17 protein-coding genes are annotated in these 23,764 nt (G+C 64.5%); 8 read left to right on the forward strand and 9 right to left on the reverse strand.

What is annotated here, in order from left to right; all coding sequences use genetic code 11:
- The first annotated feature begins 9 nt into the window (after positions 1 to 9).
- The 3 genes from ACR9ZN_RS17440 (at position 10) to ACR9ZN_RS17450 (ending at position 3,743) form a co-directional block, all read left to right on the forward strand.
- Positions 10 to 1,734: an acetyl/propionyl/methylcrotonyl-CoA carboxylase subunit alpha gene (locus ACR9ZN_RS17440; RefSeq protein ID WP_454816823.1), complete on the forward strand. Its 1,725-nt coding sequence runs from the start codon at positions 10 to 12 to the stop codon at positions 1,732 to 1,734.
- Between the two features lie 215 nt (positions 1,735 to 1,949).
- The gene (locus ACR9ZN_RS17445; RefSeq protein ID WP_434957729.1) at positions 1,950 to 2,621 is read left to right on the forward strand and encodes a spermidine synthase family protein; all 672 of its coding nucleotides are present in this window, start codon (positions 1,950 to 1,952) and stop codon (positions 2,619 to 2,621) included.
- A 216-nt stretch (positions 2,622 to 2,837) separates the two neighbouring features.
- Positions 2,838 to 3,743 (forward strand): S1C family serine protease, encoded by a 906-nt coding sequence (locus tag ACR9ZN_RS17450; protein WP_441770366.1) that lies wholly within the window; start codon positions 2,838 to 2,840, stop codon positions 3,741 to 3,743.
- A gap of 139 nt (positions 3,744 to 3,882) precedes the next feature.
- On the opposite strand, the gene yghU is transcribed toward ACR9ZN_RS17450, so the two are convergent.
- Positions 3,883 to 4,758 carry a glutathione-dependent disulfide-bond oxidoreductase gene (yghU, locus tag ACR9ZN_RS17455; protein ID WP_454815383.1) on the reverse strand — a complete coding sequence of 292 codons (876 nt, stop codon included), beginning with the start codon at positions 4,756 to 4,758 and terminating at the stop codon, positions 3,883 to 3,885.
- Positions 4,759 to 5,069: 311 nt separating this feature from the next.
- Between yghU and ileS the strand changes: the two genes are divergently transcribed.
- From ileS to ACR9ZN_RS17470, 3 genes are all read left to right on the forward strand, one after another.
- Positions 5,070 to 8,159: an isoleucine--tRNA ligase gene (gene ileS, locus ACR9ZN_RS17460; RefSeq protein ID WP_481272776.1), complete on the forward strand. Its 3,090-nt coding sequence runs from the start codon at positions 5,070 to 5,072 to the stop codon at positions 8,157 to 8,159.
- Complete coding sequence (gene lspA / locus ACR9ZN_RS17465) at positions 8,156 to 8,662, forward strand: signal peptidase II (protein ID WP_434957733.1); 507 nt, start codon at positions 8,156 to 8,158, stop codon at positions 8,660 to 8,662. Before ileS ends, lspA begins: the two co-directional genes overlap by 4 nt.
- Positions 8,663 to 8,784: 122 nt before the next feature.
- A complete protein-coding gene (locus tag ACR9ZN_RS17470; RefSeq protein ID WP_434957734.1) occupies positions 8,785 to 9,414 on the forward strand; it encodes a hypothetical protein in 630 nt (209 codons plus the stop codon).
- 91 nt (positions 9,415 to 9,505) lie between these two features.
- Here the strand turns inward: ACR9ZN_RS17470 and mutL are convergent, their stop codons facing one another.
- The 6 genes from mutL to ACR9ZN_RS17500 form a co-directional block, all read right to left on the reverse strand.
- Complete coding sequence (gene mutL, locus ACR9ZN_RS17475) at positions 9,506 to 11,308, reverse strand: DNA mismatch repair endonuclease MutL (protein WP_454815389.1); 1,803 nt, start codon at positions 11,306 to 11,308, stop codon at positions 9,506 to 9,508.
- Positions 11,309 to 11,591: 283 nt separating this feature from the next.
- Positions 11,592 to 12,017, reverse strand: coding sequence for a hypothetical protein (locus tag ACR9ZN_RS17480; protein WP_434957736.1), 426 nt, complete (start codon positions 12,015 to 12,017; stop codon positions 11,592 to 11,594).
- Between the two features lie 217 nt (positions 12,018 to 12,234).
- Positions 12,235 to 13,476, reverse strand: coding sequence for a M16 family metallopeptidase (locus ACR9ZN_RS17485; RefSeq protein ID WP_454815391.1), 1,242 nt, complete (start codon positions 13,474 to 13,476; stop codon positions 12,235 to 12,237).
- 279 nt (positions 13,477 to 13,755) lie between these two features.
- On the reverse strand, positions 13,756 to 15,063 hold the full coding sequence (locus tag ACR9ZN_RS17490) for a M16 family metallopeptidase (protein WP_454815393.1): 1,308 nt from the start codon (positions 15,061 to 15,063) through the stop codon (positions 13,756 to 13,758).
- 411 nt (positions 15,064 to 15,474) lie between these two features.
- Positions 15,475 to 16,035, reverse strand: a complete 561-nt coding sequence (gene rsmD, locus ACR9ZN_RS17495; protein ID WP_481272777.1) for a 16S rRNA (guanine(966)-N(2))-methyltransferase RsmD — start codon at positions 16,033 to 16,035, stop codon at positions 15,475 to 15,477.
- Between the two features lie 11 nt (positions 16,036 to 16,046).
- Complete coding sequence (locus ACR9ZN_RS17500) at positions 16,047 to 18,443, reverse strand: pseudouridine synthase (RefSeq protein WP_481272778.1); 2,397 nt, start codon at positions 18,441 to 18,443, stop codon at positions 16,047 to 16,049.
- Between the two features lie 130 nt (positions 18,444 to 18,573).
- Here ACR9ZN_RS17500 and ACR9ZN_RS17505 point away from each other — a divergent pair, with 130 nt between their 5' ends.
- On the forward strand, positions 18,574 to 19,017 hold the full coding sequence (locus ACR9ZN_RS17505; RefSeq protein ID WP_434957741.1) for a nucleoside deaminase: 444 nt from the start codon (positions 18,574 to 18,576) through the stop codon (positions 19,015 to 19,017).
- A 39-nt stretch (positions 19,018 to 19,056) separates the two neighbouring features.
- Here ACR9ZN_RS17505 and ACR9ZN_RS17510 read toward each other — a convergent pair whose 3' ends face one another.
- Together ACR9ZN_RS17510 and ACR9ZN_RS17515 are read right to left on the reverse strand one after the other, a co-directional pair.
- Positions 19,057 to 20,769 carry a sulfatase-like hydrolase/transferase gene (locus ACR9ZN_RS17510; protein WP_481274368.1) on the reverse strand — a complete coding sequence of 571 codons (1,713 nt, stop codon included), beginning with the start codon at positions 20,767 to 20,769 and terminating at the stop codon, positions 19,057 to 19,059.
- A gap of 317 nt (positions 20,770 to 21,086) precedes the next feature.
- Entirely contained in the window at positions 21,087 to 21,992 is a 906-nt protein-coding gene (locus ACR9ZN_RS17515) for an arginase family protein (RefSeq protein ID WP_481272779.1), read from the reverse strand.
- A 254-nt stretch (positions 21,993 to 22,246) separates the two neighbouring features.
- Here ACR9ZN_RS17515 and hisS point away from each other — a divergent pair, with 254 nt between their 5' ends.
- On the forward strand, positions 22,247 to 23,722 hold the full coding sequence (gene hisS, locus ACR9ZN_RS17520; RefSeq protein ID WP_481272780.1) for a histidine--tRNA ligase: 1,476 nt from the start codon (positions 22,247 to 22,249) through the stop codon (positions 23,720 to 23,722).
- Positions 23,723 to 23,764 lie beyond the last annotated feature (42 nt).

A 23,764-nucleotide genomic window follows, 5' to 3' on the forward strand; every position in this document is an offset into this window, starting at 1 on the left:
ATAATGCCCATCAAGAAGGTCCTGATCGCCAATCGAGGCGAGATCGCCGTGCGCGTGATACGGGCCTGCGCCGATTACGGCGTCGCCTCGGTCGCGGTCTATGCCGATGCCGACATCGACGCGCTGCACGCCCGCATGGCGGACGAGGCCTATGGTCTGGAAGGCGACAAGCCAGCCGAGACCTATCTCGACATCGACAAGCTCATCGCCATCGCCCGCCGCAGCGGCGCCGATGCCGTGCATCCAGGCTATGGCTTCCTCTCCGAGCGCGCCGGTTTTGCGCAGGCCGTCATCGATGCCGGCCTGACCTGGATCGGCCCGCCTCCATCGGCCATCGAGCAATTGGGCGACAAGGTACAGGCCCGCAAGCTCGCCATGGCGGTCGGAGCGCCCCTGGTCGCCGGCACCGCCGATCCCGTTGGTGGCCCTGACGAAGTTCTCGCCTTTGCCGAACAGCACGGCCTGCCGATCGCCATCAAGGCCGCCTTCGGTGGCGGCGGGCGCGGGCTGAAAGTCGCCTGGCGCATGGACGAGGTCGCCGAACTCTATGACTCGGCCGTACGCGAGGCCGTCACCGCCTTCGGCCGCGGCGAATGCTTCGTCGAGCAATATCTCGATCGCCCCCGCCATATCGAAGCGCAGGTGATCGCCGACAGCCATGGCAATGTCGTGGTGCTCGGCACGCGCGACTGCTCGCTGCAGCGCCGTAACCAGAAGCTGGTGGAAGAAGCCCCGGCGCCCTTCCTCAGCGACGAGCAGCGCGCCCGCATTCACCAGGCGGCGCGCGATATCTGCGCCAAGGCCGGCTATGTCAGCGCCGGCACGGTGGAATTCCTGCTGAGCGCCTCGGATGCGATCTCCTTCCTGGAGGTCAACACCCGTCTGCAGGTGGAGCATCCGGTAACCGAGGAGACGGCCGGCATCGATCTGGTGCTCGAGCAGTTGCGCGTCGCCGACGGTCATCCTCTCAGCATCAGCGAAACGCCCGCGCCACGAGGCCATGCCCTGGAGTTCCGCATCAATGCCGAGGATGTCGGACGCGGCTTCCTGCCGACGCCGGGCCTCATCACCGCCTTCGAGCCGCCCTCCGGCCCCGGCGTCCGCCTGGATACCGGCGTCACCACCGGCTCGACCATTCCCGGCAGCTTCGATTCCCTGATGGCCAAGCTCATCGTCACCGGCGCGACGCGGGGCGAGGCCATTGCGCGAGCCCGGCGCGCCCTCGCCGAGTTCCGCATCGAGGGGGTCGCCTCGGTCCTGCCCTTCCATCGCACGGTGATCGGCCATACCGACTTTACCGGTGAGCGGGATTTCAAGGTCCACACCCGCTGGATCGAGACCGACTTTGCCGCCACCCTTGCAGCCGCCACGCGGCCAGAACCGCTGCCGGCGGCGACATTGCTGCGCACCGCCGTGGAGATCGACGGCCGGCGCGTCACTCTGGGTCTGCCCCCCGCCTTGCTGGGCGGCCTCCAGGCCGTGCCATCAGCGGCGCCGGCAGCAGCCATGCAAGCCGAAGTCTCGCCCGATGCTGTGGTCGCGCCGATGGCCGGCACACTGCGCTCCTGGCAAGTGGAAGACGGCGCCGAGGTCGCGGAGGGCGATGTCGTCGCCGTGATGGAGGCGATGAAGATGGAAATGCAGGTCAAGGCACACAGGACCGGAAAGCTGGCGCAAGAAGTCCAAGCTGGTGCCACCGTGACGGCCGGCATGGTGATGGCGCGCATTGGATAGGACAACGATCTATAGGAAAGGCACGGATAGCCTTCTCCCCCTTGCGGGACCGGGCACTTCCGATAGAAGTGCCATGGGTGGCCGAGCGTAGCGAGGTCGGATGAGCGGTCGCACCATTCTTTAAGTACTGTCGCGAAACCCCTCATCCGCCCCTTCCGAGCACCTTCTCCCACAAGAGGAGAAGGCTATCTGCGCCTGTCTGGAAAGAGCCTGCCGTGATTCCCTGGAAACACCTCGACACCGCGACGATCCCCAATGGCGGCGCAGAACTGCGCCTCAAGCAGCGCGGTAGTGAATTCTCGATCAGGCTCGGCAGCATCGAGCTGATGAACAGCCGGCTCAGCGGCTCGGAAGAGGCGCTGGCGACGATGACCGCCGAGCGCCTGGCGGCACGCAAGCATCCGCGCATCCTGATCGGCGGGCTCGGCATGGGCTTCACCCTGCGCGCCGCCCTGGCAAGCTTTCCCGAGGATGCCGAGATCGTGGTCGCCGAACTGGTGCCCTCTGTCGTCACCTGGGCCCGGGGCCCCATGGCCGAGATCTTCGCAGGCAGCCTCGATGATCGGCGCGTAAGCATCGAACTCGGCGATGTCGACAGAATGATCCGCTCCGGGCGCCGTTTCGACGCGATCCTGCTCGACGTCGACAACGGTCCGGAAGGGCTGACCCATGCCGGCAATGATCGCCTCTACAGCCTGGAAGGCCTCGCGGCGGCACGGGGAGCACTGACCGCAGGCGGCCTGCTGGCCGTGTGGTCGCAAGGTCCTTCCTCGGCCTTTGCCCGGCGGCTGCATCAGGCGGGCTTTGCGGTGGACGAAGTTCGCGTGCGCGCCAACAAGGGGCGCAGCGGCGCCCGGCACGTGATCTGGTTCGCGAAACGGAGCTGAGTGCGGTCCGGCCGATACGGCGCGAAACTCGCCAGGAAGAAGCCTTCAAGCGACCAGATCGGCCAGCCGCGATCGGCCTCCCGTCATCATGGCGCTTCCCCTTATGCCCTTGCAGCACGACGCCAGGCTGCATACCTCTAGGAAATCTTCATTGCCCGGATTGCGGGTGTTGCGCATGCTGCCTAGCTGCAGGCGCCCTTCACCAAGATGAAAGCGATGACACTTCGTTCGATCATGCGCTCGGTCGTGGCCGTGCGGGCCAGGATTCCACAGGACGCCTTCACCGCGGCTGCGCTCGGCACCGAGCGTGAAGGCAGTGGCGTGGTCATCCGCGACGACGGGCTGGTGCTCACCATCGGCTATCTCGTCACCGAAGCCGACGAGGTCTGGCTGACTACGCAGGAGGGCCGTGTGGTTCCCGCCCATGTCCTGGCCTATGACCAGACAACAGGCTTCGGCCTGTTGCAAGCGCTTGGCCAGCTCGGCCTGCCGGCCCTGGGGCTCGGCAGTTCCGGCAAGACGGCGGTCGGCGAGGAAGCCGTTTTCGTCGACGGCACGGGGCGCCATGTCGAGGCCCGCATCGTGGCCAAGCAGGAATTTGCAGGCTATTGGGAATATCTGCTCGATGAGGCGATCTTCATCGCACCCGCCCATCCTGCCTGGGGCGGTGCGGCGCTGGTTGGCGAAGACGGCAGGCTGCTGGGCATCGGCTCCCTGCTCCTGCAGATGGAACGGGGCGGCGAGGATTTCGACATCAACATGGTCGTGCCCATCGACCTCCTGCCGCCCATTCTCGACGATCTCCTGACGCGTGGCCAGGTCGATAAGCCGCCGCGTCCCTGGCTCGGCGCCTTCTCGGCGGAAAGCAACGGCAAGGTCGTGGTCGCCAGCGTGGCCAAGGGCTCACCGGCGGCCAAGGCGGGACTGAAGGCGGGCGACGTCATTTCGGACATCCGCAACGAGGAAGTCCAGGGCCTTGCCGACTTCTATCGCAAGGTGTGGAGCGGCGGGCCCGCGGGCGTAGAAGTGCCGATGCGCGTGCTGCGCGGTGGCCGGGAGAGCTGGCTTCGCGTCAAATCGGCCGATCGCAACGCCTTCCTCCGCAAACCGCCCTTGCAGTGAGGCCGACCCGTCCTGGGATCGCAGGCATCCTTGCCTGCTCTTCCCATCCATCTGTCGCAGTACTTCAAGAGCAGGCAATCGTGACAATTTTCGATGAAGATTGTCACTGAGACGCCGACGATCCCGAGAGAGCCGCGCCTCAGCCCGCGGCTTCCAGCTTGTCCTGCGTCTTCGTCTCGAAATCGCTGGCGTCGTGCCGCTCGCGCAACTGGCTCGCCGGCTCGCCTGAGGTGCGGTTGACCATTCGCCCGCGCTGCACGGCCGGACGCTGGAAGATCGCCTCGGCCCAGCGCTGCACGTTCTTGTAGTCCTCGACCTGCAGGAACTCGGCCGCGCCATACTGCCAGCCCCTGGCGAGGCCGCCATACCAGGGCCACACCGCCATGTCTGCGATGGTGTAGTCGCTGCCGGCCAGATATTCCACCTGCGCCAGACGGCGATCGAGCACATCGAGCTGGCGCTTGACCTCCATGGCGAAACGATCGATGGCGTATTCGATCTTGGTCGGCGCATAGGCGTAGAAATGGCCAAAGCCGCCGCCGAGATAGGGGGCGCTGCCCATCTGCCAGAACAGCCACGACATGCACTCCGCGCGCGCAGCGGCATCCTTGGGCAGGAATTCCCCGAACTTCTCGGCGAGATAGAACAGGATCGAGCCGGATTCGAACACCCGGATCGGTTCGGCGCCGCTGCGATCGAGCAATGCCGGGATCTTGGAGTTCGGGTTGACGTCGACGAAGCCCGAGCCGAACTGGTCGCCCTTGCCGATCTCGATCAGCCAGGCATCATATTCGGCGCCCTTGTGGCCGCGAGCCAGCAATTCCTCCAGCAGGATGGTGACCTTGACGCCGTTCGGCGTGCCCAGCGAATAGAGCTGGAGGGGATGACGGCCGACCGGCAATTCCTTGTCATGGGTGGGGCCCGCAATCGGCCGGTTGATATTGGCGAACGCACCGCCATTCGCCTTGTTCCAGGTCCAGATCTTCGGGGGCGTGTAGTCGGGCGAACCGGTCATTCTCGAACTCCAGATCAGAGCATGTCAGTGAAAGGGCCAGCAAGCGCAAAGGCTGCCTTCATGGCAGATAGGGAGGGGCTGAAGCTCATGCTAGGGCAACGTAGGCGGCTCTGCCCCAGAAAATCCCGGCCTCTCCTTCCCTCCGCGCTTTATCCCGAGCGCAGAGCCTGCTATCACGCGCGCTATGAATTACGCGTTGCGCATAGCCCGAATTATCGTCCCGGCTTCCGCGTGCGGGCTCGGCTGAGCTCCGCGGAAGGTCCGGGTTTGCGCCGCTTTTCCTTTTCCTCCGTATCGACGGACCACTGTTCATGACCGATGTTGCGTCCCCCTCCAGCGAGACCGCCGAAGCCTCGAAGGCGAGTCCTGAGGGTTTCGACTATTCCAAGACCCTGTTCCTGCCGCAGACGGCCTTCCCCATGCGCGGCGGCTTGCCGCAGAAGGAGCCTGAGATCCTGGCGCGCTGGCAGAGTCAGAATCTGCGCCAGCGCCTGCGCGAGGCTTCGGCCGGCCGGCCGAAATTCGTGCTGCATGACGGCCCGCCCTATGCCAATGGCAACATCCATATCGGTCACGCGCTCAACAAGATCCTGAAGGATTTGGTGGCGCGCTCCCAGCAGATGCTCGGCTTCGATTCCAACTATGTGCCGGGCTGGGACTGCCACGGCCTGCCGATCGAATGGAAGATCGAGGAACAGTACCGCGCCAAGGGCAAGAACAAGGACGAGGTGCCACTGGTCGAGTTCCGCCGCGAATGCCGGGCCTTCGCCGAGCATTGGGTCGGCGTGCAGCGCGAGGAGTTCAAGCGCCTGGGCGTCGAGGGCGACTGGGCCCATCCCTATCTCACCATGGCCTTCTCAGCCGAGGCGCAGATCGCCCGCGAGATCATGAAATTCGCCATGAGCGACCAGCTCTATCGTGGCTCCAAGCCGGTGATGTGGTCGGTGGTGGAGAAGACCTCGCTCGCCGAAGCCGAGATCGAGTATGAGGATCATACCTCCGACATGATCTGGGCGAAATTCCCGGTGCGCTCGGGTGCCACGCGCGACGAGGTGGCCAAGGCTGCCTTCGTGGCCTGGACCACCACGCCCTGGACCATTCCCGGCAACCGCGCCATCGCCTATTCGAGCCGCGTCGCCTATGGCCTCTACCGCGTCACTGCTGCACCCGGGAACAATTGGGCCAAGGCAGGCGACAGCTTCATCCTGGCCGACAAGCTCGCCGAAGAGGTGTTCAAGGCCGCCAAAGTGGAGGCCTATGAGCGCGTCGGCGGCGTCGAGGCCGGTGAGCTCGCTAGCCTTACGGCCGCCCATCCGCTGGCGGGCTTCGACCCCTTCTATGGCTTTGTCGTGCCCCTGCTCGAGGGCGAGCATGTCACCGACGAGGCGGGCACCGGCTTCGTGCACACCGCCCCCAGCCATGGCCGCGAGGACTTCGACGTCTGGACCGCGCATCAGCGGGAACTGAACGCCCGCGGCATCAGCACCTATATCCCCTATCCCGTGGATGGCGACAGCTTCTACACCGCTGATGCCCCGGGCTTTGCCGGCAAGCGCGTCATCACCGAGAAGGGCGACAAGGGCGATGCCAACGACGCGGTGATCAAGGCGCTGGTGGCCGAAGGCAACCTCGTGGCCCGCGGCCGCATCAAACATCAGTACCCGCATTCCTGGCGCTCGAAGAAGCCGGTGATCTTCCGCAACACGCCGCAATGGTTCATCGCGATGGACAAGCCCATCGATGTCGTGCCGCCGGGCACGGTGCCGGCAGCGACGCCGGTCCGCATGGAAGGCGGCGCTCTGCGCAACGATATCGGGCCGACGCTCGGCGACGGCTCCTCGCTGCGCGAACTCGCGCTTAACGCCATCCGGCAGACGCAATGGGTGCCGGCCGCCGGCGAGAACCGCATCACCGGCATGATCGCCAACCGCCCGGACTGGGTGGTCTCGCGCCAGCGTGCCTGGGGCGTGCCGATCGCCGTGTTCATGCGCGACAAGCCGGGCGGCGCCGTCGAGATCCTCAAGGATGAGGCCGTCAACCAGGCCATCGCCGCGGCGTTCGAGGCCGAAGGCGCCGATGCCTGGTACCAGGAAGGCGCCGCCGAGCGCTTCCTCGGCGCGCGGGCCGGCGAAGGCTGGGTCAAGGTCGACGACATCCTCGACGTCTGGTTCGATTCAGGCTCCACCCACGCCTTCACGCTCGAGGATCCCAGGCACTTCCCAGGCCTTGCCGGCATCCAGCGCAAGATCGACGGTGGCGATGATACCGTGATGTATCTGGAAGGCTCCGACCAGCATCGCGGCTGGTTCCATTCCTCGCTCCTGGAAAGCTGCGGCACGCGCGGACGGGCGCCCTACGACATCGTCCTCACCCATGGTTTCACCATGGCGGAGGACGGCAAGAAGATGTCGAAGTCCCTGAAGAACGGCGTCGATCCCCAGGACGTGATCAAGCGCTCGGGCGCCGACATCCTGCGCCTGTGGGTGGCAACCTCCGACTATACGGACGACCAGCGCATCGGCCCCGAAATCCTCAAGACGGTGGAGGATACCTATCGCAAGTTGCGCAACACCATGCGCTGGATGCTGGGTACGCTCGCCCATTTCGAGGCCGGTGACACCGTTGCCGCCGCCGAGATGCCGGAACTCGAGCGGCTGATGTTGCACCGGCTGGCCGAGCTCGATCGCGAAGTGCGCACCGCCTATGAAAGCTATGACTACAAGCGCGTGGTCGCACTGCTCGCGACCTTCATGACGGCGGACCTGTCGGCCTTTTACTTCGACGTGCGCAAGGACGCGCTCTATTGCGATCCGAAATCGTCCCTGCGCCGTCGGGCGGCGCTGAGTGTGGTCGACAAGCTCTTCACCTGCCTGGCCACGTGGCTGGCGCCGGTGCTGTGCTTCACCATGGAAGAATCCTGGACCTCGCGCTTCGGTGAACAAGCTTCCGTGCATTTGCAGCCCTTCGCGGCGGCCGATCCGGCCTGGATCGATCCGGCACTCGCCGAAAAGTGGGACCTGGTGCGCGAGGCACGCCGCGTGGTCACCGGCGCTTTGGAGCATGAACGCGCCGCCAAGCGCATCGGCTCCTCGCTGGAAGCCGCGCCAACAGTCCATGTCGCCGACGAGGCGACGCTGGCGGTGCTGCGCAGCGTCGATTTCGAGGATGTCTGCATCGTCTCAGGGTTGACGCTGGTGGCCGGCGAGGGTCCCGCCGAGGCCTATCGTCTCGACGGCGTCCCCGGTATCGCGGTGGTTCCCGGCCGGGCGGGTGGCGTCAAATGCGCGCGCTCCTGGCGCTATTTCGATCCCAGTACCGCTGATCCCGCCTTCCCCAACATCACGCCGCGCGATGCGGCGGCGATGCGTGAATGGCAGGCGGCGGCAGGGGCTCAGCAATGAAGTCCTGGTTTATCGGACGGCATTCATTCCTTGGCGTGGTGGCGGCAATTCTCGCCGTCGCCATCGACCAGGGCCAGAAATATTGGGCGCTCTATATCCACGACATCGCCAATTCAGGCCCGGTCGACTGGACTCCCAATCTGCAATTCGTGCTGGTGTGGAACCGCGGCGTTTCTTATGGCATGTTCCAGCAGGAAACCGAGTTCGGCCGCTGGGCGCTGATATCCTTCCGCATCGCCGCGGTGGTGCTGTTGCTGGCCTGGCTTGCCCGGATATCCACGAAAATCGGCGCGATCGCCATCGGCCTGATCATCGGCGGCGCACTCGGAAATGCCATAGACGGCGTGCTCTACGGCGCCGTCGCCGACTTCTTCCTGCTCCATGCCGGCGATTTTTCCTGGTATGTCTTCAACCTGGCCGATGTCGCCATCGTTGCGGGCGTGGCCCTGCTGTTGTATGACATGGTGGTGAACAAAGAGCCACAGACGCACGGGTCCTCCTGACTTTTCAGGTACTGGTTGCCCGAAAGTGTATCGGTTTCTTGGTTTTGACGCATTTTTCGGGCAGTAGAGCGAAGATCTCTCCCGGAATTTGCACCGAAATCTAGCAGTGATTGGGATATAGGATGCGGACAAAGATTTGGCTTGGCCTGGCTGCGGCGACGGCACTGGTTGCCCTGGCGCCGGCCGGCGCGGCGAATGCGCAGTCCCTTGGGCAGAACTTCTTCCAGAAGATGCTCGGCACCGGCGACGATGCCCCGGCTATCAACTATTCCGACCGTGCGCCGCTGGCAAAACCGGGCAAGCTCGACCTGCCGCCGCCTGGTACGGCCGCGACTTCCGACAATGATCCGAACTGGCCGGTGGACCCAGACTACAAGAAGCGCAAGGCCTCCGGCGTCATTCCGCGCGGCAAGGCCGAGCATGGCGATGGCCGTCTCTCCCCTGATGAGATGGCGGCTGGCCGCGTTCCGGGCGCCGGTCGGGTCGATGCGCCGGAGCCGTTCGACGCGGCCAAGGCCAGCTCCGTTCCGCTCAAGCCCAGCGAGCTGCAAAAGCGCCTCAACCTGGGTGAGGACACCACGCCGCTCGCGGCTGGCGTCGAACCGCCGCGTCGCTCACTGACCGAGCCGCCGGTGGGTTACCGCAAGCCGCTCGCCTCGGCGCCGCTGGCCGGCAATGAGCCCCTGCCCTCCGAGGGCAACAAGAGCGAGTCCTGGTTCGACCGAGTGTTCAAGACCCAAAAGGTCAAGTAAGAAACGCTCAAGCAAGCACAATGCCGAAGGCCGGTCCAGTTCCATCTCTCGATGGCGCTGGACCGGCCTTTTCTTTTATATACCGCCGAGCTTATCGCCGCCCGAACAGGGCCTCGATGTCGCTGAGCTTCAGCGTCACATAGGTCGGCCGGCCGTGATTGCACTGGCCGGAATTGGGCGTGATCTCCATCTCGCGGAGCAGCGCATCCATCTCGGCTGGCAACAGGCGTCGCCCGGCCCGCACGGAACCGTGACAGGCCATGGTGGCGGCGACATGGTCCAGGCGCCGTTCCAGCACGATCTCCGACCCCCATTCGGCAAAGCCGTCGGCGAGGTCGCGGATGAGCGCAGCCGGATCGGTCGTGCCCAGTGCGGCCGGCGTAGCCCGGACTAGCAGGGCACCCGGCCCGAACGGTTCCACCACTAGGCCGAGGGCCGCCAGATCCTCACCCGCTGCCGTCAGGCGCTCGACATCGGCGGGATCGAGATCCACGACTTCCGGGATCAGCAGCAATTGCGACTTGGCGCTGGCAGCCGCGCGCTCCCGCTTCAAGCGCTCATAGACGAGGCGCTCATGGGCGGCATGCTGGTCGACGATGACGACGCCCTCCCGGGTCTGCGCCACGATATAGGTCTCATGCAGCTGGGCGCGCGCCGCGCCAAGCGGCCGGTCGAGGCTGTCGGGCGCGGGAGATACCACCGTGGCCCGCGCATCGGCGGAAGGCAGCACCAGCGTGTCGAATCCGGCCTGAGCCGGCGCGGCAAAGCCGCTTCCACCGCCGCCCGTGCCGATCCCCCCCGGGCGAGGCGCTGCGGGCGAAGCCCGCCAGTCCCAGTCGAGATCGGCGGGGCGCTCGAGACTGCGCGCAAGCAGGCCGAGGGCGACATCGGCATTGCCGCTCGAGCTGCGGCCGGACTCGCGTTCCAGCGCAGAGCGGATGGCCGAGACGATCAGGCCGCGCACCAGGCCGCCGTCCCGGAAGCGGACCTCGGCCTTGGCCGGATGGACATTCACGTCGACATTCTGCGGGGCAATGTCGAGGAAGAGGGCCAGAACAGGAAAACGGTCCTTGGGGAGATGATCGGCATAGGCGCCGCGTACGGCGCCCAGCAGCAGCTTGTCGCGCACCGGCCGCCCGTTGACGAACAGATATTGATGCTGCCCCGTACCCCGATTGAAAGTCGGCAAGCCGATATGGCCATGCAAGCGGGTATCGCCGCGCGTCACGTCGATGGCGATCGCATTGTCGATGAAATCGGCCCCCAGCAAGGTACCCAGGCGCGTCTCCTCGTCACCACCAGGCCAGGTCGAGGGCGAATGGTCTTCGCCCGCGAGGGTAAAGGCAATGGCGGGATTGGCCATGGCGAGGCGCTTGACGATATCGCCGATCGCCGCCGCCTCGGTACGCTGGGTCTTGAGGAATTTCAGACGGGCCGGCGTGGCATAGAAGAGATCGCGCACCTCGATGCGAGTGCCCTCCCCGATGGCGGCCGGGCGGATCGCCTGGTGCTCGCCCGCCTCGATGGCGATCATCGCCCCCGTCGCGGCGCCACGCTCGCGTGTGGTGATGCTGAGGCGCGACACCGAGGCGATGGACGGCAAGGCTTCGCCGCGAAAGCCCAGCGTGTTGATAGCGAGCAAATCTTCCGTCGGCAGTTTGGAGGTGGCATGCCGCTGCACGGCCAAGGCCAGATCCTCGGACGACATGCCCGAACCATCATCGACGATGCGGATCAGGCGCTGCCCGCCTCCCTCGGTGACGACCTCGATCCGACTGGCACCGGCATCGATGGCGTTCTCCACCAATTCCTTCACGGCGCTTGCCGGCCGCTCCACCACTTCGCCGGCAGCGATGCGGTCGATCAGAATCTGGGGAAGAGCGCGGATGGCCATGGGGCGAATCGTCCATCGGCGGCTGATTTTCACCAGTGAGAAATCAGGCGCGAAATCAAAGACTTGATACATTCTCTCCCCCACCTGGGGAACGAATGCATCACGTGCTTGAGACAATACACCATGGGACCGGCCATCGGAACGGCCGGCAGACGTGCCTCAGACTCCAAGGCGTTTTGCGATGAGACGGACTCGCTTCACCGAGACGCTCCAGCCAATCCGTAGGATTGGCTGGAAACGAGGAGCTAAAGCATACAGGCGTTCAGTCATGAACGTGCTTTGCTCATTGCACGTCGACATTGACGACGACGTCGAGCACCTTGCCGTCGGGAAAAGCCTTGCGATAGGCAAATTGATCGGGACCATGATAGCCGGGGGCAGAGCTGTAGAGTACTTGCCAGACCGGCACACGCTTCGAATTGCAGCCGGCACTGGAATTGCCGGCCTCATAGGGCGAAAAGTCGCGCGCCCGGCGGATGCTCGCCCGGCCATAGGCTGCCTGCTTGGTGACATGGGCCGCAACGCCGGGCACTTCCCTGCAGGCGGGGGTGATGTAGGAAAATTGATCGATCTTGCTGACGCGCCCGGACGACACGGCAACGGCAGCGCCGCTGACGTCGGAACCACGCGAAGTTCCAGAACCACTGGTCGCACAGCTTGCTGCCATCAGGCCAACAAGGACGACAGCCGAAACACTCCAAAGCGTCATGATATCCTCCCGCATCAGCGACCCCCGCCGCTTCTCGACGAGCGACAGGGTGATGCAGACAGCCCCTTCGTGCAATAGTCAGTGTGACGTAAGCAGAACGATTTAACCTTGGCCGGCGAGAAGAGAACGATCGGGACGGCTCGCTTTTCTCGCCATTTCTTGCGGATCACCGCTATTTTCTTGGCGCTGTTCCGTTGGCCTCGCCGAAAAGCTCGGCTTAGGACAATCCCTCCGGACGCCCGACGGCGACGACGAAGGGCTTGCCGCCCCCGAACATGCGTCGAGCCACGCGCTTGGTATCGTCCAGTGTCACCGCTTCGACCAAGCCGTTGCGGCGGTCGATGAAATCGATGCCGAGCTGCTCGATCTGGATCATGGTGAGCTGGTTGGCGATCTTGGTCGATGAATCGAAGCGCAGCGCATAAGAGCCGGTGATGTATTTCTTGGCGCTTTCCAATTCGGCGGCGGCGGGCCCATTGCGGGCGAGTTCGGCCATCTCAGCCTCGATGATGGCGAGACTTTCGGCAGCCTTGTCATTGCGGGTGGCGACGCCACCACCGACGAAGGCAGCCCGGGCAAGTGCGCCGAGCTGGGTGGAGACCGAATAGGCCAGGCCCCTCTCCTCCCGCACTTTCTGGAACAGGCGCGAAGAGAAGCTGCCGCCACCGTAGATGTGATTGAGCAGGAAGGCGGCCATGAAGTCTGGATCGTCGCGCTTCACGCCGGGCGTAGCGAATTGCAGCACCGTCTGCGGCACGTCGAGGTCAATAATCTTGCGCACGCCCAAGCCGGCGAGTTCCGCTTCGGGCACCGGCTGCAGCAGGGCCGTGGTCGGTAGCGAGCCGAACACCGTGTCCAGCATTTCCTCGGCGTCATGGGCATCGATGGCGCCGACGATGGACACCGTCAGCCCATCCTTGGCCAGCAGGCGCCGATGCTGCGCCGCGATCTCGTCGCGGCTGACGGCGCCGACGCTCTCCAGGGTACCGCGCGATGGGCGGCCATAGGGATGGTCGGGGAAAAGCCCTGCGAAAAAAGCCAGCGATGCCATGGCGTTGGGATCACCGGCCTCGCGGCGCAAGCTGGCAAGCAGGCTCTGGCGCACGCGCTCGACCGCAGCTTCCTCGAAGCGCGGTTCGCTGACGGCATAGTGCAGAAGATCGAAGGCGAAGGCCTTGCGGTCGGCCAGGGTGCGCAGCGAACCATTGATCTGGTCGCGCGCGGCATGGAACGACAACTCGACCGCATTCTCCTCCATCAGGCGCTGGAAGGCCTCGTCGTCATGGGGACCGGCGCCCTCGTCGAACAGCGCCGACATGATATGGGCCAGGCCTGGCCGGTCGGCCGGATCCTGTGCGGCTCCACCCTTGAAGGCGAAGTCGACGGCGATGACGGGCACGGCATAGTCCTCGACCAGCCAGGCTTCAATGCCAAGGGGCGAGACGATCTTCTGGATCATGGAAACACTCGTTCACAAAAGCCGATCGTCATGGCCGGCAAAGCCGGCAATGACGGCAAGAGCGTCTGGCGATTTGGCGGAGCCGTCAAGAATCGCAAAGACGCGTTGAAACAAAGAGTTAGAGCAAAAAGACGTTTCCACTTAAACGCGTTTTGCTCCTGGACTGACGCGCCGCTGCAAGACTGTCCCGCCATTGCAGGCGCGGCGAAGCAATCCCGATAATCAAATGCGGCGCGGCCGGATTGCTTGGCTGCGCCCGCGATGGCGGTTCGAAACGGATCAGGACTGTCCTTCGAGCAGGCCGACCACCGACTTGCCCTCCAGCAGGACGGCACGGCCCAGTTCCGGCAGCCGCCCGGCCGGCACAGCGGCGATGCGCTGCGGCCAGAGCTGCAGATCCTCCACCTTGCCGCCGACGGACAGGGTGGCGCCATAATAGCGCGCCAAGGTCGACTGATTGTCCTGGGCATAGATCGCATCGGCGACAAGGCGTGTCTTGGCACGCTCCAGTTCCGCCTCGCTGACGCCCTCCTCGACGACACGGCCGATCTCCTCGTCAACAGCCGCCTCCAGCGCTTCGAAGCTGACGCCCGGCATCGGGATGGCCCAGACGCCGAAGCGCGTCTCGTCCACGGCGGAGCCGCCATAAAAGGCGCCGGCCGCCGACGCCACCTTCTTGTCGACCACCAGGGCGCGATAAAGCCGCGAGGTCTGCCCGCCGCCAAGGATCTGCGACAGAAGATCGAGCGCCTCGCCCTCGCCATTGCGGGCCTGGATATAGGAAGGAGCGCGCCAATGACGCTGATAGATCGGCTGCTCCACCCGCTTGTCGGCCAGACGAACGCGGCGGTCGGCACGCTGCCTGGGTTCCTGCGGTCGCCGGCGTGGCGGCGGATCGGCGCGCCGGGCCACCGGGCCGTAATGGCTCTCGGCCAGTTCGCGCACCTCCTCGGCCGTCACGTCACCGGCCACGATCAGCGTGGCATTGTTCGGCGTGTAGAAACGGTTGTGGAAATCGATGGCGTCCTGCCGGGTCAAGCCCTCGATCTCGTCCTCCCAGCCGATGATCGGCGTGCCATAGGGATGGTGCGTGAACAGGGTCGAGGCAATCTCCTCGGCCAATTGGGAATTGGGATCGTTATCGACGCGCATCTTGCGCTCTTCGAGCACGACATTGCGCTCGGGATTGACGACCTCGTCGGTGAGGGCCAGCCCGGTCATGCGGTCGGCCTCGAACGCCATCATGGCGCCGAGATGCTCCTTGGCCACCCGCTGGAAATAGGCGGTATAGTCATAAGAGGTGAAGGCGTTCTCCTGCCCGCCGAGTTCGGCGACCTGCTTGGAAAAGCCACCCGGATTCTTCTCCGTGCCCTTGAACATCAGATGTTCAAGGAAATGCGCGATGCCCGACTTGCTCTTGGGTTCGTCCGCCCCACCCACCTTGTACCAGACCATGTGGGTGACCACCGGCGCACGGCGGTCGGGAATGACCACGACATGCAGGCCGTTGGGAAGCGTGAAATCCGTGATCGCCGGGCCCTGGGCATGGGAAGCACCGCCGAGACCGGGGATAAGCGCAAGCGTCATAGAAGGTCCGATCGGGAGGGAAAGCGAAGGGGTCCACCCAATATGGGTAGAAAACGGGTGAAGTGAAGTATCCCTTACCTCCTGGAGCATGGACCTAGCAAGGTATAGGTCAGAAGAAAGCCATCCGCCTGGCTTCTGCGATCCTTTTCGGCACGCTTCTCCAGATTGCGTGTGTCGCCGATGCGCCCGTTCACGCCGCCATCTCGATGCTGGCAGGCATGCCGCGGTGCAGAGAATTGGCCACCACGCACATCGCCCTTGCCCGCTCGATCACCGGTTGCGGATCGGACCCGTTACGCATGCGGCAACCCACTTCCAGCGTCACAGCCGTCGCGATAGCCTTTTCCCTCTCCGTGATGTCGTCGGACTAGGGCAGCAAGGCAGGGGGAGCGGAAGCGACTGAAGTAGCGGTCAGCCCGGCTCGTAGCTGAAGAAGGTCAGCCTGGTGCCCGTATAATCGCGCTGATCGGCCAGGGCGAAGGAGGGCGGCGCTTCCAGAGGCGCATCCGTCGCTTCCTCGACCACGCACAAGGCTCCCTTGGCCAGCCAGCCGCCATTGGCGAGGCTGGCGAGGGCAAGGGAAGCCAGCCCCTTGCCATAGGGAGGGTCGAGGAAGGCAAGCGAGAAGGGCTCGCTCGGGCCGATCATGCCGAGCTTGGTGGCGTCCCGGCGAAACAGCCGGGTGCGTCCGCCCAGGGACATCGCCTCGATATTGCCGCGGATCAGGCCGCGTGCCTCCGCGCCCTCGTCGACGAAGGTGGTAAAGCTGGCGCCACGCGACAGGGCCTCGAAACCGAGAGCCCCGGTGCCGGCGAACAAGTCGATCACCCGGGCATCGCGCACGGGATTGTCATAGCCATGGGCCAGGATGTTGAACAGGGTTTCACGCAGGCGATCCGAAGTCGGCCGGATCGCGTCCGACTTCGGTGTCGCCAATTGCTTGCCGCGAAATTGCCCGCCGACGATACGCATCGACCAGCCCGTCAACGCCCCCGGCGCGGCGAGCCGCCCGGCTTACCGCCGGGACGCGGCTTGGAGGGACGCTCACCGCCTTCATTGCGATCCCTGAAGGGGGCACGCGGCTTGAACGGACGATCACCGCTCCCCTCATCACGCGAGCGAAAAGGTTTGCGCGGACGCTCGCCATCTCCATCGCGGGAGGGAGTGCGCGGCTTGAACGGACGATCACCACCCTCTTCGCCCCGCGGGCGGAAAGGCTTGCGCGGGCGCTCGCCACCTTCGTCGCGATCACGGAAGGACGGACGCGGCTTGAAGGGGCGATCACCGCCCTCCTCGCTGCGCGCACGGAAAGGCTTGCGCGGGCGCTCGCCACCTTCGTCGCGGTCACGGAAGGACGGACGCGGCTTGAACGGACGATCACCGCCCTCTTCGCTGCGCGCACGGAACGGCTTGTGTGGACGCTCGCCACCTTCGTCGCGATCACGGAAGGACGGCCGCGGCTTGAAAGGACGGTCGCCGCCCTCCTCGCTGCGCGCACGGAACGGCTTGCGCGGATGCTCGCCACCTTCGTCGCGATCACGGAAGGACGGCCGCGGCTTGAAAGGACGGTCACCGCCCTCTTCGCTGCGGGCACGGAACGGCTTGCGCGGACGCTCGCCACCTTCGTCACGATCACGGAAAGCGGGGCGCGGCTTGAAGGGACGGTCACCGCCCTCTTCGCTGCGGGCACGGAACGGCTTGCGCGGACGCTCGCCACCTTCGTCACGATCACGGAAAGCGGGACGCGGCTTGAAGGGACGATCGCCGCCCGCCTCATCACGCGAGCGGACAGGCTTGCGCCGAGCCGGCTTGTCATCAGGAAGGTCGGTAACGCGCTGAACGAGCACACGGCGGCCATGTCGATCCTCGACCAAACTGCCGCGCATCACGCGTTCCTTGCCCCCCTCCTCGGACTTGACCCGCAGCCCGCGCACCGGACCGCCTTTGGCGGGCTTGGCTGTAGCCTTGGCCGGTTTCTCGCCGACGGCTTCATGGATCGGTGCTTCGAATTCGCAGCCGGCCTCGGCAATCAGGTCGGGACCGAGCTGATCCATCAGAACCCGGGTCTTCACTTCCTCGACGGCACCCTCGGCAAGATCGCCGAGTTGGAACGGCCCATAGGAAACTCGGATCAGACGGTTGACCTCCAGACCAATGGAGCCCAGCACATTCTTGACTTCGCGGTTCTTGCCTTCGCGCAGCCCCAGAGTCAGCCAGGAATTGGACCCCTGCTCCTTGTCGAGGCGAGCCTCGATGCGTCCGTAGTCGACGCCGTCGATCGTCAGCCCTTCGAACAGTGCGTCGAGCTGGACCTGGTCGGTCTCGCCGAAGGCCCGCACGCGATAGCGCCGCAGCCAGCCGGTCTTAGGCAATTCGAGCTGACGCGCCAAACCGCCGTCATTGGTCAGCAACAGCAGGCCTTCGGTGTTGATGTCGAGCCGGCCGATCGACATCACGCGCGGCAGGGACGGATCGAGGTTCTCGAACACGGTAGGACGCCCTTCGGGATCCTTTTCCGTGGTCACCAGGCCGCGCGGCTTGTGATAGAGCCACAACCGCGTGCGCTCACGCCGGGGCAGGAGCTTGCCGTCGACCGTGATCTTGTCATCAGCCAGAACGTTGAGCGCCGCGCTGGTCAGCACTTCGCCATTGACGGCAACCCGGCCTTCCTCGATCCAGGTCTCGGCGTCGCGGCGCGATCCGAGGCCAGCTCGCGCGATCACCTTGGCGACGCGCTCGCCGGCAAAGGCGCCTGCCTCGGCTGCGGCCGCAGCTTCGGCCTTGGGCTCGGCACGACGCGGCGGACGCTTCGGGCTGCGTTTTTCCTGCCCGCGTTCTTCCTGCCGATCATCGAAACGCGGCTCGAAAGCCTTGCGGCCGCCCTCCCGCGGTTCGACGGAAGTATCGATGCGGCGCGGCGCGAAGGGCCGTTCCCCGTCGCCGGTGCTCCGGCCGGGCTTGCGGCTGAAGGAGCGCTCACCACCCTCCCCGCGCTCTGCATCGCGGCGCGGCCGAAAGCCACCTTCCACGCGCTCGCCGCGGTCCTCGAAGCGGCGAGGCTTGGGACGCTCCTCGCCGCCGTCGCGCTCGCGGAACGGGCGGCGGGCGGGGCGGGCCTGGAAATCCCCACCTTCCCGCGGCTTGGAACGGGCCGGACGACGCTCGCCATCCTGTCGTTCGGCAAAGGAACGGGCCGGACGCTCCCGGCGGCTCTCGCCGCCCTCGTCGCGATCCCGGAAGGAACGGCGTGGGGGCGCGTCGCCATCCACGCCGCGCCGACGAGGTCCAGCGTCAGAGGAGGTCTTTTTGGGGCCAAATGGCTTCTTGCCCCCGCTTGGGGGCTTGCGGCCGCCGCCGCCAGATCGTTTATCGTCGGACATGGATTGTTGCTGGAATGGCCCCCGCTACCATCGTATCGGAGGGTATTCCAAAACTCCTTGAAAAGAGGGGCGTCCTTCCGATCCGCAGGGATCGTGAAACGCTTTAGCAGAAAAGGCGGCTTGTCACGAGATGAAGCGCTCGATCATGGAACTGGCGCTGGAGGAAGCACGTGCTGCCGCAGGTCGCGGGGAGGTACCCGTCGGCGCGGTTGTCGTCAAGGACGGAGTGGTGCTTTCGCGCGAAGGAAACCGCACCTTGGCGCTAAAGGACCCCACCGCCCATGCCGAAATGCTTGCCATCCGCGCTGCCGCGCAGGTGCTGGGCAGCGAGCGCCTCATCGGCGCCGACCTCTATGTCACGCTCGAACCCTGCCCGATGTGTACAGCCGCAATCTCCTTTGCCCGCATCCGGCGGCTCTATTTCGGCTGCGACGATCCCAAGGGCGGCGCAGTGGAGAACGGCGTGCAATTCTATGCTTCCCCCACCTGTCATCACCGTCCCGAAGTCTATTCCGGCATCCACGCCAGCGCGTCGCGCACCTTGCTGCAGGATTTCTTCCGCCAACGACGTTGACCCGCGTCCACTTTCCGGTGCGACGCTCTGTAAAATCCGTCAGGAGCCCAGATGTCCGGGCTCCCTCGGCACGCCCTTCAGCGAAAGATGTTCTGGAGGCTCGGCCGGTGAGCCGTCGCTGGCATAGTGGGAGATCTGGTACTCGTCGCCCGGCAGGCGCTCGACCTTCATGTATTTGGCCTGGCCGAAGGGCATGGTGCCGTTCACATAAAAGACCGACGGATCATATTGCTTGATCGCAACCGTCTTGCCCATCGCTTGCGCCGTCAATTGCATGAGCTGGAACTGGGTGGGACGATCGAGTTGGCGGAAGGCGTTGGCGATCGCCGAGTCCGGTCTGTTGGTCATCAGCATCACTGGCACGACTGCCGTCCGCAGGTGGCGGATCAGGTGTCCCCACAGCCCATCCTCGCCCATCAGCTCGTTATGATCGGAGGTGACGAAGATATAGACCGGATCCTTCTCGGCCAGCATGGTGTCGATGATATCGCTGGTGCTGCGGTCCCAGCACTGCAGGCCGGTGTCGTAGCGTGCCCGCCGCGCCTCGTCCGCATTGGCGTCGGGTGGCGAGAATACCTGGAACTCGCCCGCATATTTCTTGCAATTGTCGAGATAGGGCTCGTGATCGGCGCGCTGATGGACATAGACGAAGCGCCGCGCGGCCGGCGGCACGCCCTTGACGTCGTCGGCAAGCGACTCCTCGGCCGATTTTTCGGCCGTTTCGTCATAGGTCTCCACCGTCTTCGACTCACGGGCATGCCGGGCTCCACCGGCAATCTGCATGGTGTGAATAGCCTGTGCCGAATAGTAATAGCTGGCGAAATCGCCATCCTTGGCGATGTCGAAAACGTTCACCGGCTGCCGTTCCGGCAAATTGGGGAAATAAACGAGCCTCAGAGCGGAGGGAACGCTGGCAAGCGTTGCCACGCCGCCGGAAAAGCCAATCTTGGCAAACATCCGCCACCCTGCCGGCGGCTCCCTGAACAGGTGATCGAGACGGGGGGTGGTCTGTCGTGCCGCGCCGAAAAGCGACATCCGCACCGGATTGATGGATTCCCCCATCACGAACACGACTGTCGCCCGGCCCTCCGGTATCTCGGCCTCGCCGAAGACATGATCGGCCAGGCCATTGAGGGAAGCCGGAGGCGCGGGCGCCCGGCTGGCGCGATACGCCAGCACGCCCGCATTGGCACTGGAGATGAAGGAAGCGGAATAGGTATTGGCCTGCACCACACTCGGCAATTTGTGCAGTTCCCATCGCGCCGCGACGCCGCCGAGCGCCAATACAAGCAGGAAGGAGAATGCCCAGGATCGACCGGTCCGCAAGGGGCGAAGCAGCGTGAGTACCCCGAGCAAGACGGCCGTTGCCAGTGCCAGAAGTATCGGCAGCAGGAATTCGCTCTGGACCTGTAACCCGGTCGAAACGGAATCGGCCGTATCGCTGAAAAACAGCCTGACCTGCTCGGGCGTGAGCGGCGCCCCGAAATAGGCGAGAGAACTTAGCCAGATGGCCTGATTCAAGAACACCACGACAATGATGAGTATTCTGAACCATGTGCCGGCCGAGAGGGCGAAGAGCACTGAAAATGACAATAATGTTACAAAATATTCCCTTGTCCGGAACGGAGATATATCCCACCCGAAATAAGAAAATATTACATCAGGAATACTCAAGAGAGCAACCACAAGGCCAATCTCTAGTATCTTTTTAGCAAAGATTCGTGAAAATGAAGTCATGTAAACCGCGTGCATCAAGATTATATTCTTAGATCCGATGCACCTGCCGAGCGCATCTGTATCGATCCGGCTGAAGATTTAATCCAAATTGCTTAAAAACAGAACAATAATGACAAAATTAGGAACTGCCCCGTGCATTGGCAAGGGCCGCATCAAACGCTGTCACCCCAGCGTCACTCCTGCTAACCTTCAGGTTCTCAAATTCTGGAGGTCACCATGGGCGGGTTCGCGATCATACATTGGCTCATCCTGATCGCGCTTCTTCTCGCCTTCATCTATGTGGTCCGTATCGTCACGCGACGCCGCTGAAACGCCGCTTCGCTCCGGCCCGGTCAGGCTTCGGTCGCCAGGACATCGACGAGCCATTCGATCAATGCCTTCCCGGCTGCGTGTCCGGGATCGCGGCTGGGATCGTAGATCGTCACCTGCAGGCCAAGAGCGCCACGTTTCAGGGCCGTGACGAGCAGCGCAGCCGCCTCCTTCCAGTCAAGGCCGTCCGCCTGCGGGGAGTCGACCGCCGGCATCAGCCGGCTGTCGATGGCGTCGACGTCGAAATGGATCCAGAACCCTTCCCTGTCGGCATCGATCAGGTTCAGGGCTGCGTTGACACAGGCCCCCACCCCCTCTGCGCGGATCTGCTCCAGGGGCCTGTAAGCCATGCCGGACTCGGCAATAGCCGGAATAGAGCTCGGTGGCGCCCCCTCGTGATCGCGATTGGCCAGGGCGGCGACCCGCCGTGTCGTTACATAGGGCCAGCGCCCTTCCAGGTCGGTCAGGGCCGACGGACCCCATCCGGTCACCAAGGCCAGATCCATGCCGGCACCGCCGCCCGTGGCCGATTGCTCGGGCAGGTAGAAATCCGTATGGCCGTCGACATAGAGGAGAGCGGCCTCACGCTGCCGCGCCAGGCCGAGCATCGAACCGATCAGGATGCTGCAATCGCCGCCGAGGACCAGGGGAAAATACCCGGCCTCGACAGCCTCTTCCACGGCATCGGCCAGACGTATGGAATATTCGGCAATGGCGTCGATGTTGCGGATATTGATGCGACGTTGGTCGTCGCGGCTATAGGGCGGCGGCTCCACCGTGACGACGTGCTCCGCTGCCAGCCGGTCATGCAGGCCGAGCTGGCGCAACGTTGCCGGGGCATGCCGCGTTCCCGGCTCCGCATCGTCGCCCAGCGCCATCAATCCCAGATTGCTGGGGGCCTCGATGATCGCCAGCCGTCGTTTCGTCATGTCGTCCAGCCTCCCCGCCACGATCATTCAGCACGCCCAAGAGATTCTTCCTGATATTGCCCATTCGTGGGTGATATCGGGAGGCTGTGCTTAGGGTTCCGCTATTTGACCCAGCAAGGCAAGACACAGACTGCGTCTTCATCGCAGGCTTTTGACCGGCAATTGCGGATCGCCAGCGATAATTCTTGCGCCAAAACTTGCCCCAGCCGGTTTTGCTGCCTAAACAGCGGCAAGAATTTTGAAGGTTTGCAGCGATGTCGGGCGAGAAGAAGCAGAAATTGAAGGCAAGGCAGGCACGCGGTTTCGTCGACCGCAATGCCGGCGAGATCGCGGCAACGCGCGCCATGGTTTCGGTGATCCAGGAAGTCTATGAGCGCTATGGCTTCGACCCGGTCGAGACGCCCTTCGTCGAATATACCGATGCGCTCGGCAAATTCCTGCCTGACCAGGACCGGCCCAATGAAGGCGTGTTCTCCTTCCAGGACGATGACGAGCAGTGGCTGTCGCTGCGCTATGACCTGACCGCACCGCTCGCCCGCTACGTCGCCGAGAATTTCGACGCCCTGCCCAAACCCTATCGCAGCTATCGCGCCGGTTATGTCTTCCGCAACGAAAAGCCCGGCCCCGGCCGCTTCCGCCAGTTCATGCAATTCGATGCCGACACCGTGGGCTCGGCTTCTGTCGCGGCCGATGCCGAGATCTGCATGATGGCCGCCGACACCATGGAGAAGCTCGGCATACCCCGCGGCTCCTATGTGGTGCGCGTCAACAACCGCAAGGTCCTCGACGGCATCATGGAGGCGATCGGTCTCGCCGGCGATGAGAACGCCGCTGGCCGTCTTACTGTGCTGCGCGCCATCGACAAGTTCGATAGGCTGGGCCTGGAGGGCGTCAGGGCGCTGCTCGGCGCCGGCCGCAAGGACGAGTCCGGCGACTTCACCAAGGGCGCCGGCCTCGATGACAGCCAGGCGCAGACCATCCTCGACTATGTGGCGGGGCAGAGTGGCAGCAACGCCGACACGCTGGCGCGGATCCGTCCGCTGGTCTCGGGCTCGGCCACGGGCAGCGAGGGCGTCGAGGAACTCGCGCGTATTGCCGAGCTGGTCGAAAAATCGGGCTACGGCACCGACCGCATCCTGATCGACACCTCGATCGTGCGCGGCCTCGAATATTACACCGGTCCTGTCTACGAGGTGGAACTCACCTTTGAGGTCAAGGACGAGCAGGGCCGGCCGGTGCGCTTCGGTTCGGTCGCCGGCGGCGGGCGCTATGACGGCCTCGTCGCCCGCTTCCGCGGCGAGCCGGTACCGGCGACGGGCTTTTCCATCGGTGTCTCTCGCCTGCTCTCGGCCCTGACCGCGCTCGGCCGCGTCGACACGGCCGGTGTCGCCGGACCTGTGGTGGTCTGCGTGATGGATCAGACCCGTCTCGCCGATTATCAGGCGATGGCCAACGAATTGCGCCAGGCCGGCATCCGCGCCGAGGTCTATCTCGGCGGTTCCGGCATGAAGGCCCAGCTCAAATATGCCGACCGCCGCAAGGCCCCGGTTGCGGTGATTCAGGGCTCGGACGAGGCCGAGAAGGGTGAGGTCCAGCTCAAGGACCTGGCGCTCGGCGCCGAAATGGCCAAGGGCATCGAAGGCAACACCGAATGGCGCGAGGCACGGGTCGCCCAGCGACTGGTTCCGCGGGCCGAGTTGGTCAAGGTGGTGAAGGAGATGTTGGGGTAGGCGACACGCTGTCATCCCCGGCGAGCGAAGCGAGGGAAGGGG

The sequence above is a fragment of the Labrys sp. HAY1-8F genome, from assembly GCF_056754975.1.

Excerpts from the sequence above, each read along its gene's own strand:
- ACR9ZN_RS17485 (WP_454815391.1), bottom strand. The coding sequence starts at position 13,476 with ATGATCCAGAAGATCGTCTCGCCCCTTGGCATTGAAGCCTGGCTGGTC.
- mutL (WP_454815389.1), bottom strand. The coding sequence starts at position 11,308 with ATGGCCATCCGCGCTCTTCCCCAGATTCTGATCGACCGCATCGCTGCC.
- ACR9ZN_RS17470 (WP_434957734.1), top strand. The coding sequence starts at position 8,785 with ATGCGGACAAAGATTTGGCTTGGCCTGGCTGCGGCGACGGCACTGGTT.
- ACR9ZN_RS17515 (WP_481272779.1), bottom strand. The coding sequence starts at position 21,992 with ATGACGAAACGACGGCTGGCGATCATCGAGGCCCCCAGCAATCTGGGA.
- ACR9ZN_RS17500 (WP_481272778.1), bottom strand. The coding sequence starts at position 18,443 with ATGTCCGACGATAAACGATCTGGCGGCGGCGGCCGCAAGCCCCCAAGC.
- ACR9ZN_RS17450 (WP_441770366.1), top strand. The coding sequence starts at position 2,838 with ATGACACTTCGTTCGATCATGCGCTCGGTCGTGGCCGTGCGGGCCAGG.
- ACR9ZN_RS17490 (WP_454815393.1), bottom strand. The coding sequence starts at position 15,063 with ATGACGCTTGCGCTTATCCCCGGTCTCGGCGGTGCTTCCCATGCCCAG.
- lspA (WP_434957733.1), top strand. The coding sequence starts at position 8,156 with ATGAAGTCCTGGTTTATCGGACGGCATTCATTCCTTGGCGTGGTGGCG.
- ACR9ZN_RS17510 (WP_481274368.1), bottom strand. The coding sequence starts at position 20,769 with ATGCACGCGGTTTACATGACTTCATTTTCACGAATCTTTGCTAAAAAG.
- ACR9ZN_RS17505 (WP_434957741.1), top strand. The coding sequence starts at position 18,574 with ATGAAGCGCTCGATCATGGAACTGGCGCTGGAGGAAGCACGTGCTGCC.
- rsmD (WP_481272777.1), bottom strand. The coding sequence starts at position 16,035 with ATGCGTATCGTCGGCGGGCAATTTCGCGGCAAGCAATTGGCGACACCG.
- hisS (WP_481272780.1), top strand. The coding sequence starts at position 22,247 with ATGTCGGGCGAGAAGAAGCAGAAATTGAAGGCAAGGCAGGCACGCGGT.
- yghU (WP_454815383.1), bottom strand. The coding sequence starts at position 4,758 with ATGACCGGTTCGCCCGACTACACGCCCCCGAAGATCTGGACCTGGAAC.
- ACR9ZN_RS17480 (WP_434957736.1), bottom strand. The coding sequence starts at position 12,017 with ATGACGCTTTGGAGTGTTTCGGCTGTCGTCCTTGTTGGCCTGATGGCA.
- ileS (WP_481272776.1), top strand. The coding sequence starts at position 5,070 with ATGACCGATGTTGCGTCCCCCTCCAGCGAGACCGCCGAAGCCTCGAAG.